This window comes from Halalkalibacter okhensis (assembly GCF_000787375.1).
Taxonomy (GTDB): Bacteria; Bacillota; Bacilli; order Bacillales; family Bacillaceae_D; genus Halalkalibacter; species Halalkalibacter okhensis.
Window position 1 is genome coordinate 138,761 of record NZ_JRJU01000006.1, and the last position, 12,499, is coordinate 151,259.

Genomic DNA, 12,499 nt, shown 5'->3' on the forward strand with positions numbered 1-12,499 from the left:
ATTTAATTCTTCTTATTTCATTTTATATTATTCAGTTTTTTTTGTAAACAGAATTATACAGGTAATGGAGGTGTTTCAAAAGTTAAAACAGACCTTTGAGACGCCCCCCATCATTTTCTCACTCGATTCATTTAATAAGTGTAGATTCTCTAATTATTAATTCATCTTTCATCACAAATTTCTTCTTCTTCATCGGCTCGCCTTTTATTAAATGAAGTAATAATTCCATCGCTTTTTTTCCAATAGCAAATTTCGGTTGATCAATTGTCGTTATGTTAGGTTCAAATACCGTTGACATCTTTATATTATCAAAACCAACCACCGCTAAATCGTTTGGCACACTTAGACCGCTATCTTTTGCTGCCTTAATAGTCCCCATTGCCATTTCGTCATTAAATACAAAGATTGCAGTTGGAGGGGTTGATAATGACAATAGTTTTAATGTTTCATTATAACTAGATTCAAAGCTTAAATCTCCTTCTTGGATATATGCAGGATCAACCTCTAAATCGTTACTAATCATTGCTTGCCTATATCCTTTTAACCGGTCTCGACTTAGGATAATATTAATCGGTCCTGTAATATGTGCAATTTTTGAATGTCCTAATTGAATTAAATGTTCAGTTGCCTTGCGTGCGCTGCTTACATTATCAATTGAGACCGTTGGCACGTTCAATCCATCTACATATTCACACGCGAGTACTAAAGGAAACTCACTAGCAAGTTCTTCTAACTTATTCTTATCAAGCCGCGCTGTTAATAATACCATGCCGTCCACTTGTTTTTGTAATAATAAGTTAATATAACTGTTCTCTCTCTCGATATCATTTTCTGTATCCCCTAAAATTACTTGATAGCCATTTTCCAACGCAATATGTTCAATACCACGTAACACTTTTGAGAAAAATGCACTCGTAATATCTGGAACAACTACTAGGATGATTTTCGTTTCTTGAGTTCTAAATTGCCTTGCAACTATATGAGGTTTGTATTTCACTTTATTTATAACATCCAAAACTTTTTCCCTTGTTTCCTTACTAACCTTTTCAGGCTGGCTTAGTACTCTTGAAACTGTTGCCGCAGATACATTTGCTAGTTTGGCTACATCACTCATTTTCATATTTTCATCACACCTCCTCTTCTTTCCACTGTAAAAGCGCTTTATTAAGAATTTATATAAAAGTCTTTCTATCAGTTCAAATGATCATTTAAGTAATAAATTATAAGTAAACGTAAAACCTTTGTCAAAATAAAGCGTATATATATTTTACCATGTTACGAAAACGGTTACTAAATAATTATTATGAACACACAATAATTGTTACTTCTTTAAAAATATTTGGTGATGTTTTTGATTAATTGTTGATATACTATGAATAAGTTTTTTTCCAATTCATTTCAATATCTGAAATATAAATCACGTGTTAAACCTTCTAAAATTAATCTAGTCAATTTTAACTAAACTAAGGACTGGTAAACATGTTAAAAATACAACGTATTAAACAAATTCGAACCTATATTGATCAACACCAAACGGTCTCTTTAGATACCTTAGTTACAGTATTTGGTGTTTCCAAAAATACGATCAGACGGGACGTACAGGAACTGGTTGAATTTGGTGATTACAAAAAAGTATATGGTGGGATCAGTGTAAACCAAACACGTCTTGAACCTTTTCACGATAGAAAAACACGCCATCTTCACCAAAAGCGACTGATTGCAAAAAAAGCAGCAAGTTATTTACTAGATGGAGATGTAATTTTTATCGACTCAGGAACAACCACACTAGAAATGGTCGATTTTATCAAAACACTTGAGTTAACAATCATTACGAATAATCTTGATTTCATCATACGAACTCTTCCATTTGATAATTTAAATGTGATTTCAACTGGTGGTGTACTAGAACGTAAGACCAACTCATTTGCAAGTTTCACTAAGCAAGATATTCTGAAGTCACATAATATCAACAAAGCATTTATGGCCTCCTCCGGTGTGTCAATAAAAAACGGAGTAACAAATTCAAGCCCTCTTGAAACCGATCTCAAGCGTACGGTCGTTGAGAGAAGTTCCGAAGTATTTCTTTTAATTGACGTCAATAAATTTGATCGACACGCGGTCATGACCTATTGTGAGTTACAGGAAATAGATGTTCTCATTACAGACTCTGTCCCTTCCGATAGTTACACAAAATATGCTGAAGAAAATGATTATCAACTAATTATTGCAGATTAACTTCAAACCACTAGACAATCTATAAGACCTTTTTATATAGAAAAAAGACCTGTTATATTTTTCATGACAGGTCTTTTAATAGCACTTTTTTAGACGTTAGATTTTTCAGCCGCTTTATTGCTTGTATTAAATTCTCTCATTTTCTCTTTTACTGTAGCAACGATAGCCTCTTTACCAGGTATGGTAATTGCGCGGTTATCATAAATGTCACTGTCGTTAATGAATACTTCACGGACTGCTTTTGCCCATGATTGTAAGCATTCAGTATTCACATTAATTTTTGCATGTCCAAGCTCAATCGCTTTTTTAATTTGGTAATCCGGAATTCCTGATCCTCCATGTAAAACCAATGGAATACCAGTCATTTCTGATATTTGTTTCATTTCATCAAAGCCAAGTTGCGGTTCACCTTGGTATGGCCCATGAACAGATCCTAAAGCGGCTGCCAATGCGTCCACTCCCGTTTCTTCAACAAGGCGCAAACATTCATAAGGATCGGCATATTTTACACCACCAATAAGTCCATCTTCCATTCCACCGACTGTTCCTACTTCTGCTTCTACTGAAACTTGATGAGGTTTGGCGTAATCAACCACTTCTTTTGTCATAGCGATATTTTCTTCAATAGAATAATGGGATCCATCGATCATAACAGAAGTAAACCCTGCATCAATCGCCTGTTTACATCTTTCAACATTCATACCATGGTCTAAGTGTAATGCAACCGGAACAGTAATATCCATTTCTTCTACTAGAGCTTTCACCATCGCTGCTATTGTTTTAAACCCACCTAAATAATCAACGAGTCTATCAGAAGCTGCTACAATAACTGGTCCTTGTTCTTCTTGAGCTGCTTGTAGTATGGCTTGTGCCCACTGTAAGCTATTAATATTATATTGCCCTACCGCATAGTTTCCTTCTTTTGCTAGAGTAAGCATTTCTTTCATTGATACTAATGCCAATTACCTGGCACCTCCTTTTTATTTCCGTTTAAAAAAGCATCCTTTTAAAACTATAGTAAACCGGGTCTCTCTAGACGAAAGACCCGGTTTAAGTCTAGTTAGACTGTTACTTTTTGAAATAATTTTTGATCAATATATTTACGTGCAATTAAAGCATATTCTAGTGGATGAGCCTTAGCTGGATCTTGCTCAGCTTCAATGACAATCCATCCTTTGTAGTTTTGATCAAGTAAGGTTTGATAAACTTCTGTGAAGTCAATACAACCATCACCTGGTACGGTAAACATTCCATTTAAAAACGAATCTAGGAACGAATTTCCTGCTGCCTTACATTCTTCTAATTTGTTCTGTCTTACATCTTTAAAGTGGACATGTTTGATCCGATTCATATGCTTTTTTAATAATGTCATATAGTCATTATCTGAAACATAAATGTGTCCTGTATCATAAAGAAGGTGAACATGATTAGGATCCGTACTCTCTAATAAACGATCGATTTCCTCTAACGTTTGTACTCCTGTTCCCATATGGTGGTGAAATACTAAATGCAAATCATACTGTTTGGCGATTTTTCCGAGCTCATTCAAACCTTGGTACAACGTATTCCATTCCTCATCTGTAAAATAAGGTTTCTCTGCAAATACATTCTTTTTTGTACCTTGAATACTGTATGTTTGTTCAGAAACAACCGCAACAGCTGCATTTACTTGCTGTAAATTCGCACAATGCTTGTGGAATTCCTTTGCTACTTCTTCAAGTCCATCACGAATCAAGAAACTTGAGAACCATTGACCTGCGATTTTTAAGTTACGCAAACTAAGTTCTTTGTTTAGTACTTTTGCTTCAGGAAAAAATCCTCCAACTTCCGTACCTTGAAACCCTGCTACAACAATATCACTTAATAAGTGTTGTAATGTATTTTCTGCGCCGATTTCTGGAATATCATCATTACGCCAGCCAATTGGAGCAATTCCCCATAAAATATCTTGATTACTCATTAGCATTCACCTTCTATTATTAATATTGCTTTGCATTTTTCAGTTTTTCTTGCTTTAATTCATATGCTTTTTGGATTCCTTCACGATCCGATACTTCAGAAACTCCAAGGTTCCACCAGCTTCCTTCATAACCGTCTGTCATCGTTTTAGGAAGAACTTTCATCTCAATTAACGTAGAACAATCTTGTTTCTTAGCGTCTTCTAAAGCTGCTTTTAGTTCTTCTTCCGTATTAGCACGATATGCTTTCGCTCCATAACCCTCAGCTACTTTCGCATAATCTACATTTAAGATTTGATTATCATCTGTTCTAAATTCACAGAAGTAGCTACCGCCGCCAAAATCCATTTGCAGATTGTTAATACAACCATAGCCAGAATTGTCGAACAATAAAACATTAATCTTTTTATTATACTGAATGGCTGTTACAAACTCAGAGTGAAGCATTAAGAAGCTTCCATCTCCTACTATTGTGTATACTTCTTTTGATGGTTCTGCTAATTTCAACCCTAATGTACCTGAAACTTCATATCCCATACATGAATATCCATACTCTAGATGATACGTATTAGGAACCGAGGAATGCCATAGACGTTGTAGGTCTCCTGGTAGCGAGCCTGCCGCACAAATGATGATACTATCAGGATCAATCGTGTCATTAATGGTTAGTAACGCTGTTGTTTGAGCAAATTCTGTTCCTAACGCATCAGCATACTCATTCATCACTTCTTGAGAGAAATGATCTTTGATTTCAGGAACAAAGTCTTCACGACTATATGTTATTTTGCTTAAGCGATCACGCTCAGCCAACCATTCTTCTTTCAATTCAGTGATGGTGTCTCCAAATTCACTGACATATCCTTCTAGCATTGGTGTTAATGCTTCAAACGTGGTTCTTGCATCTGCTACTACCTGATATCCATCAAGCTTATAAGCCTGCATACGGCTAATATTTACGTTTAAGAATTTAGATTCATCAAAGTTAAAGATCGTTTTCGATGAAGTGGCAAAGTCTGTGTACCTCGTACCTACCCCAATTACTAAATCAGCTTGTTGCGCTGCTTTATTTGCGGCTAGTGTACCTGTAATACCAAGACCACCAAGATTATTTTTAAATGAATGCTCAATAGTAGACTTACCTGCTTGCGTTTCTACTAATGGCACATTATATTTCTCTGAGAATTCTACTAAAATATCACGTGCCTCTGAATACTTCGCTCCTCCACCAACAACAATTAAAGGTTTTTTACTTGCTTTAATTAATTTCGCAGCACCTTTTAATTCACGATCACTTGCTGGTTTGCGGTCAATATAGTGAACGCGCTTTTCAAAGAACTTTTCATCAAAATCAAATGCTTCCCCTTCAACATCTTGTGAAATACACACCGTTGCAGGACCTGCTTTAGCAGGATCTGTCATTACTTCAAACGCACGAATTAAACTTGACATTAATTGTTCTGGACGTGTCACACGATCCCAATATCTAGATACTGGTTTTAAAGCGTCATTTGTTGTGATGGCTAGACTATGTTCTTGCTCGATTTGTTGTAATACCGGATCAGGCTGACGAGTAGCATACGTATCCGCCGGAATTAATAATATAGGAATATTATTCGCAAGTGCTGTTCCTGCTGCTGTTACTAAGTTAGCTGACCCAGGTCCACTTGACGTTGTAATAGCATAAATCTTCTTACGTAAAAGCTGTTTACTGTATGCGATCGCAGCATGGGCCATACCTTGTTCATTTTTCCCTTGGATCACTTTTAAATGACCAGAATCGCTTTCTAGTGCTTGGCCTATACCCAATACATTTCCATGACCGAAGATGTTAAAAATCCCTTCCACGAACGGGATCTCTTCTCCATCAACATGAATATATTGTTGGTTTAAAAACTTGATTAAAGCTTGCGCTGTTGTTAATCTGAACGTTTTCATAAGCGTCTCCTCTATCCCACTGAAATGGTTTCATTCTTTTCAATTAATCCTTCAATCTCTTCTACAGAAGGCATAGCATCTGATGAACTATGCTTGCTTACAACAATGGACGCTGATGCACTTCCATATTTTAAAGCTGTTTCAATATCTTTCCCCCTAATTAATGCGAATAAGAATGCTGATGCGTACGAATCACCTGCACCAAATGTTTTTAGAACCTTTGTCTTATAAGCTAAACCTCTGAAAACTTCTCCAGATTTTGCATAAGCGTATGAACCTTCTACGCCATGCTTAATAACAACTAAATCAGCTGAATGTTTAAATAAGTAGTTTACCGTATCTTCGTTCTTTCCTTCAGTCGTTCTATTTTCAAGTGCATCGAACTCTTCACGAGTACCAATAACAACATCAGATTGTTCTGCAACTAATGAATAGTACACTGCCGTTTCTTCAGAGCTATTCCAAGAATATGGACGATAATCCAACTCAAAAATAACCTTTACATCATTTTTCTTCGCTAAGCTAATCGATTTCAACACCGCTTCACGAGATGGGCTTTTTGATAAAGCTGTACCTGAAACTAGAAGAACTTTAGATTTTTTAATATACTCTTCATGTACTTCGCTTTGGTCAAGGTATAGATCTGCTACATCTTGTCTGTACATAAGGATGCTACACTCTTCTGGACTTTTAATCTCTGTAAATGCTAAGCCCGTTTTATGTCCTTCTTTATCAACAACCATATTAGATGTATCGATTCCGACCTTACTCATGTATTGCTCAATGAAACGACCATGTTGATCGTCTGCAAGTTTCCCAATAAATCCTGCTTTCAAGCCCAGTTTTGAACTTCCTATTGCGATATTAGCTGGTGAACCACCAACGTATTTAGAAAATGTCATCGTCTCTTCCATCGGGCGATTAAACTCAACTGCGTTTAAATCAATACACGCTCGACCTATTGCAATAATATCGAATTGTCTGTTCTCGTTAAAGTTATAATTCATTAAACCTAACACTCCTTTTAATAGATTTATAATTAATTAACCTTTTAGAATCCACTCGTGATCTGGATCATTATGAAACTTCCAAACACGTGTAGGGCCTGCCATTACATTTAAATAATACGAAGTATATCCTTCAGGAACACCTACTGGATGATATCCTACTGGGACAATAACCACGTACTCATTTTCAACAGTCATAGTTTCATCTAGTGAACGATCATCTGTATAAACACGTTGGAATACAAACCCTTGTGGAGGATTCATTTCATGATAATAAGTTTCTTCTAAAAATGACTCTTCTGGTAAGTTATCTTGATCATGTTTGTGCGGAGGGTAACTGGACCAATTTCCGCTTTCTGTGAATACTTCTACAACTAATAAGCTATTTGCTGAAGGATCGGAATCTGGCAGTATGTTATGAACCATTCTCTTGTTGTTACCTTTCCCTCTATATTCAACCCCATTATCTGAAGCACTAATTAATTTCGTTGGCAATTGTTTTTCTGATGGAGAATAACAAAGTGCAATACGCGCTTGACTAACTGCTTTCACCTCAAAGGTGTTATCATTTGATACATAAACACTATCTGTAGGTACTTTCTCAAATACAGATTCGCGTGTTCCTAAATTCTCAAATGTAAATTCTTTATCAGAAACGGTAATTTTCCCTGTTACGGCAACAATACAACATTCTTGCTTACCTAACTCCTCTGAATATGTTGCTCCAGGAGCTAAATCAACCATCTTAAAATTTACATATTCAAGAGATGAATTTTCAGATGTCACATCATGGACGAGCGTGATACCGTCTCTCATTTCCGTTTTTCCTGGCTTACGAAGCAATTTACTCATTACAACTACCTCCTAAAAATAAGCGAACTTAATGAAATCGATTTCATTGAAACTAAATTTTTTTGCTAATATTTAAACATATTAGCAAAAGTTCAAAGCATTATTTTGTACCTGTAAACTTAATAAATTATATTTGTTATCATATTTTGGTTAAGTTTTGATAACTTCTGTTTCAGAATAATATTAAAAGCGTTTTCAGTCAATACTTTTTTAGCTATTTATCTGATTATTTTTAACAAATTTACCTTCATGTTATTAAATCTAAGAAGGGCCTGTCACCAATCTTTAGATTACAGGCTAATCAATTCATTTTCAACAAATTTAAAAGCACTTATTTTCGCTATCATGTAATCGATTTCTGTAATGATAACATTATTTTTTTCGGTTCTTTCTAGAATCAATATATACAGCAGCAACAATGATTGCCCCTTTTACAATTTGCTGCCAATAGGAACTAACACCTAGAAGGTCTAGACCATTGTTCATGACACCAATAATTAAGGCTCCAATGATTGTTCCACCAACTGTACCAATCCCGCCAAATAAACTCGTACCACCAATAACAGCTGCAGCAATTGCATCTAACTCAAACATAATACCTGCTTGCGGCTGACCAGATGCAATCCTTGAAGTAAGAATCATACCGGCAATACCACCTAAAAGACCAGCATATGCATAAACCATCAACTTAATTCTGCTTACATTAATACCAGCTGTAACAGCCGCTTGTTCATTTCCTCCAATTGCATAAACATATCTACCAACCTTCGTTTTGTTAAGAAGGACCCATGTCACTAAACCTACTAATCCAAAGATGATAACTGGAACTGGAATCCCAAAAATAATACCTTGACCGATAAATGTAAATGATTCAGAAATACCACCGATTGGTCGACCGTCACTATAAAGCATCGCAGCTCCACGAGCCGCTGTCATCATTCCTAATGTGGCGATAAAAGGAGCTAGCATTCCTTTTGCTACGAGTGTTCCATTAATTAGACCAGCTAATAAACCGACACCTAGAGCTACAAAGATCGGAACAACTAACGGAAAATCACCTTGAGCAAACGTGGCCACTACAACTGAAACTAATGCAATTACTGAACCAGATGATAGATCTATCCCTTTTGTAATGATGATAGGTGTAACTCCTATTGCGATAATACCTATTATAGACATTTGCCTTACAATATTTATTAAGTTAGTAGCGCTTAGAAAGTGGGGAGTTAATATAGACATTAAGACAATTAGTAGAATTAAAATGATAAATATACCATATTTCTTTAAGATATTCACTGCTAGCTCTTTACCTTGATTATTTTTCACTTGTTTCGTTTCCGTCTTTTCTAACTCTAAACCCATCTTACGTTCCTCCAAACTAGTTTTATTCACAAGGCTCTTTTATTCCATTTCAATATTAGTTAGTTACCGTCTGTCGCATTTCACTCTGCCTAGTATTTTTTACACTAATCGTTTTTTGACCAGTAGCATATTGCATGATTCTTTCTTGATTGGCCTCTTCTCTGCTTAATTCACCAGTAATTCGTCCTTCATGCATAACAATAACACGATCACATAAGCCCAATATCTCTGCCATTTCAGAAGAAACAACGACAATGGCTTTTCCCTGGCTTGCTAATTTGAAAATAATGTTATAAAATTCCGATTTTGCACCAACATCAATTCCACGAGTCGGTTCATCTAGAAATAATATATCTGGGTTTTTCAATAACCATCTTGCTAATAATACTTTTTGCTGATTCCCACCACTTAAATTTTCAACAATTTGATCAATGCTTGGTGTTTTGATTTTAAGGTTTTCTTTTTGCTCTAAGCAGTCAGATTTTACTTGTTTGTAGTTCAATAGCCCCGATGATATATACTGATCAATATTGACAGTTATCATATTCTCTCTAACTGATAGAGGTAAAAACAAACCTGTTAATTTTCGATCTTCAGTTAGAAAGCCTAGATTATTTTTAATAGCTTCTATTGGAGTTTTAATATTAACTTTTTTGCCATGAACAAATATCTCTCCTTGATCCACTTTTTTCACACCAAAAATCGTTTCAAGTACTTCTGTCCTTCCAGCACCCATCAAACCCGCAAAACAGACAATTTCTCCTTTTCGAACTTCAAAATTAACGTCTTCAAACCAACCATTATGGCTTAAATTTTTAACTGATAAGGCCACTTCTCCAATCTCATTTTCAGGTTTATTGAATACTTGATTTAATTCTCGTCCTACCATCATCTTAATTAGTCTATCTCTTTCCATGTTCGCAGCTGTATCCGTACCGATAAACTGACCGTCTCTAAATACAGATATGTCGTCTGCGATTTCATACAACTCACTCATCTTATGAGTAATATAAATGATACCTACACCTTTTTCTTTTAATGAGCGAATCATTTTAAAAAGTTGAGCAACCTCTTTTTCCGTAATGGCAGAAGTGGGCTCATCCATAATGACTAACTTTGAATCAAAGGATATCGCTTTTGCAATTTCAACCATTTGTGTATTAGCAATGCTTAAATCGATCATTTTTGTTTTAGGATCAAGATTTATTTCTAGACTGTTTAATAGATCTTTAGTCATTTGATATAACTTACGATTATTTACAAGTCCACTTTTCCCATAAGTTGGCTCCCGTCCCAAATAAATATTTTCTGCAACAGTCATTTCAGGGATAGGACTTAACTCTTGATGAATCATTGATATCCCTTTATCCAAAGAATCATTAATATTGGTTAGCTTTAACTCTTCACCTTCAAAGATCATTTTTCCCGTATCTGGTGTGTACATTCCGATAATGATTTTCATGAGAGTCGATTTTCCTGCTCCATTTTCACCCATAAGAGCATGAACAGTACCTCTTCTTACTTTTAATTGAACGTCGTCTAATGCTTTTACACCAGGAAATTCTTTTGTGATGTTTTCTAATTGCAAAATGTATTCACTCACTTTGTACCCTCCCATTTTCAATAGGATATTTCTAATGAAAGGAAACCAATGAGGTTTCCTTTCATTAGCTGTTTCTTAAGCATTACTCGTACTTAGCGACATACTCATCTACATTATCAGGTGTCACAAGTTGATAAGGGACTAAAACGTCTTCTACTTCTTCACCATTTGCTGCTTTTACAGCAGCAATAATACTATTTGCTCCTTGACCTTTTGCATCCTGGAATACTGTAACGCTGAGTTTACCTGCTTTCATTGCTTCTAAAGCTGCTGGCGTTGCATCGATTCCCGCAACTAACACTTTATCTAATTTTCCAGCTGCTTCAAGTGCCAAAATTGCACCAAGGGCCATTTCATCGTTATTCGAAACAATCGCATCGATCTGAGTACCGGAATTTAACCAGTTTTCCATTAATCTCATACCTTCAGAGCGATCAAATTTTGCAGTGTTTTGATGAACAACTTTTAATCCATCATGCTCATCAATAATTTGCACATTTCCTTCTGTACGCTTAATTTGTGCTTCGTGCCCTAATTCACCTTCCATAATAGCGATATTACCTTCTCCACCTAAGAGTTCTGCTACTTCTTCCATCTGCAAGAGGCCTGATTGAATAGATTCAGATCCAACATAGGCTGTCGCTTCTTCTACTCCATCAAATGTACGGTTAGCAACAATAATTGGAATACCTGCATTATTGACCATATTAATAATATCTACTGCTGCTGTTGTATCTACAGGATTGATAACGATCGCATCAACTTGACGTGTGATAAAGTTCTCTATTTGATCCATTTGTCTTGCGCTATCATTTTGTGCATCACTATAAATAAACTCAAAATCAGGATGATTTTCCGATTCTTCTTTCATCGCGTCTTGCATATATGTTAAAAATTCATCTAAATTAGAAATTGAAACACCAATTGTCTTTTTATCTCCAGAGCCTTCTGTTTCTATTTCTGAACTCGCTTCGTTCCCGCTTCCACAAGCTGTTAAGAACAATAGCATGATTACTCCAACAAAAGCTAGAATTGTTTTTCTAAGTTTCATTTGTAATTCCCCCTGATAAGATTATTTTTTTGTAATCGTTTTCACAAAATCCAAAAACAAGACCTCCAACCTTATTGCTACCATCCCCCTTATAAACTTGCTGGCTCTACTCAAATAATCATGCATCAAACACCATCTACTACAGGTTATGCAATCGATTACAAAAAGCATTATAATAATGTTTGAAGCTCTTTCTTTGAATAAATTAAAGATACATGATATTTTCTATTTTGTAAACGCTTTTTTATGATTTTTTATTGAATATTACCAAAATTCATTTTTTTGTTTTTTCATGCGTATATTAGGAACGAATAATCATTATGAGTAATAGTTAGATACACAACGATCTGATCTCGCATCAAAGAAAAATTAGAGTTAATCGCCTCTCTACTTCCTTGTTAAATTATCACATACAAAAGAAAAGATCCTTATTTATATTCAAAAAGAATAAAGCTCTACCTTTTTAATAGATATAGCTTTAAAGTATTTAACTATT

At 35.3% G+C, this 12,499-nt stretch carries 10 protein-coding genes; 1 reads left to right on the plus strand and 9 read right to left on the minus strand.

What is annotated here, in order from left to right:
• Positions 1 to 127: 127 nt before the first annotated feature.
• Entirely contained in the window at positions 128 to 1,120 is a 993-nt protein-coding gene (locus tag LQ50_RS06865) for a LacI family DNA-binding transcriptional regulator (protein WP_034627456.1), read from the minus strand.
• 359 nt (positions 1,121 to 1,479) lie between these two features.
• Between LQ50_RS06865 and LQ50_RS06870 the strand changes: the two genes are divergently transcribed.
• The gene (locus LQ50_RS06870) at positions 1,480 to 2,235 is read left to right on the plus strand and encodes a DeoR/GlpR family DNA-binding transcription regulator (protein WP_034627457.1); all 756 of its coding nucleotides are present in this window, start codon (positions 1,480 to 1,482) and stop codon (positions 2,233 to 2,235) included.
• An 89-nt stretch (positions 2,236 to 2,324) separates the two neighbouring features.
• Here LQ50_RS06870 and fba read toward each other — a convergent pair whose 3' ends face one another.
• The 8 genes from fba to LQ50_RS06910 all read right to left on the minus strand — a co-directional run bounded on the left by fba (position 2,325) and on the right by LQ50_RS06910 (position 12,003).
• A complete protein-coding gene (fba, locus tag LQ50_RS06875; RefSeq protein WP_034627459.1) occupies positions 2,325 to 3,197 on the minus strand; it encodes a class II fructose-1,6-bisphosphate aldolase in 873 nt (290 codons plus the stop codon).
• Between the two features lie 98 nt (positions 3,198 to 3,295).
• Positions 3,296 to 4,195 (minus strand): myo-inosose-2 dehydratase, encoded by a 900-nt coding sequence (gene iolE, locus LQ50_RS06880; protein ID WP_034627461.1) that lies wholly within the window; start codon positions 4,193 to 4,195, stop codon positions 3,296 to 3,298.
• A 19-nt stretch (positions 4,196 to 4,214) separates the two neighbouring features.
• Positions 4,215 to 6,128, minus strand: coding sequence for a 3D-(3,5/4)-trihydroxycyclohexane-1,2-dione acylhydrolase (decyclizing) (gene iolD, locus LQ50_RS06885; RefSeq protein WP_034627463.1), 1,914 nt, complete (start codon positions 6,126 to 6,128; stop codon positions 4,215 to 4,217).
• An 11-nt stretch (positions 6,129 to 6,139) separates the two neighbouring features.
• The gene (gene iolC / locus LQ50_RS06890) at positions 6,140 to 7,135 is read right to left on the minus strand and encodes a 5-dehydro-2-deoxygluconokinase (RefSeq protein WP_034627466.1); all 996 of its coding nucleotides are present in this window, start codon (positions 7,133 to 7,135) and stop codon (positions 6,140 to 6,142) included.
• Positions 7,136 to 7,171: 36 nt separating this feature from the next.
• Complete coding sequence (gene iolB, locus LQ50_RS06895) at positions 7,172 to 7,987, minus strand: 5-deoxy-glucuronate isomerase (RefSeq protein ID WP_034627467.1); 816 nt, start codon at positions 7,985 to 7,987, stop codon at positions 7,172 to 7,174.
• Between the two features lie 372 nt (positions 7,988 to 8,359).
• Entirely contained in the window at positions 8,360 to 9,349 is a 990-nt protein-coding gene (locus tag LQ50_RS06900) for an ABC transporter permease (protein ID WP_034627468.1), read from the minus strand.
• Between the two features lie 55 nt (positions 9,350 to 9,404).
• Positions 9,405 to 10,967: a sugar ABC transporter ATP-binding protein gene (locus LQ50_RS06905; protein ID WP_034627510.1), complete on the minus strand. Its 1,563-nt coding sequence runs from the start codon at positions 10,965 to 10,967 to the stop codon at positions 9,405 to 9,407.
• Between the two features lie 67 nt (positions 10,968 to 11,034).
• Complete coding sequence (locus LQ50_RS06910) at positions 11,035 to 12,003, minus strand: sugar ABC transporter substrate-binding protein (protein WP_034627471.1); 969 nt, start codon at positions 12,001 to 12,003, stop codon at positions 11,035 to 11,037.
• Between the last annotated feature and the right edge of the window lie 496 nt (positions 12,004 to 12,499).

What these genes read in the sequence shown, in the direction of transcription:
- LQ50_RS06865 (WP_034627456.1), bottom strand. Translation starts at nt 1,120, where the DNA reads ATGAAAATGAGTGATGTAGCCAAACTAGCAAATGTATCTGCGGCAACA.
- LQ50_RS06870 (WP_034627457.1), top strand. Translation starts at nt 1,480, where the DNA reads ATGTTAAAAATACAACGTATTAAACAAATTCGAACCTATATTGATCAA.
- iolE (WP_034627461.1), bottom strand. Translation starts at nt 4,195, where the DNA reads ATGAGTAATCAAGATATTTTATGGGGAATTGCTCCAATTGGCTGGCGT.
- iolD (WP_034627463.1), bottom strand. Translation starts at nt 6,128, where the DNA reads ATGAAAACGTTCAGATTAACAACAGCGCAAGCTTTAATCAAGTTTTTA.
- iolC (WP_034627466.1), bottom strand. Translation starts at nt 7,135, where the DNA reads ATGAATTATAACTTTAACGAGAACAGACAATTCGATATTATTGCAATA.
- iolB (WP_034627467.1), bottom strand. Translation starts at nt 7,987, where the DNA reads ATGAGTAAATTGCTTCGTAAGCCAGGAAAAACGGAAATGAGAGACGGT.
- LQ50_RS06900 (WP_034627468.1), bottom strand. Translation starts at nt 9,349, where the DNA reads ATGGGTTTAGAGTTAGAAAAGACGGAAACGAAACAAGTGAAAAATAAT.
- LQ50_RS06905 (WP_034627510.1), bottom strand. Translation starts at nt 10,967, where the DNA reads ATGGGAGGGTACAAAGTGAGTGAATACATTTTGCAATTAGAAAACATC.
- LQ50_RS06910 (WP_034627471.1), bottom strand. Translation starts at nt 12,003, where the DNA reads ATGAAACTTAGAAAAACAATTCTAGCTTTTGTTGGAGTAATCATGCTA.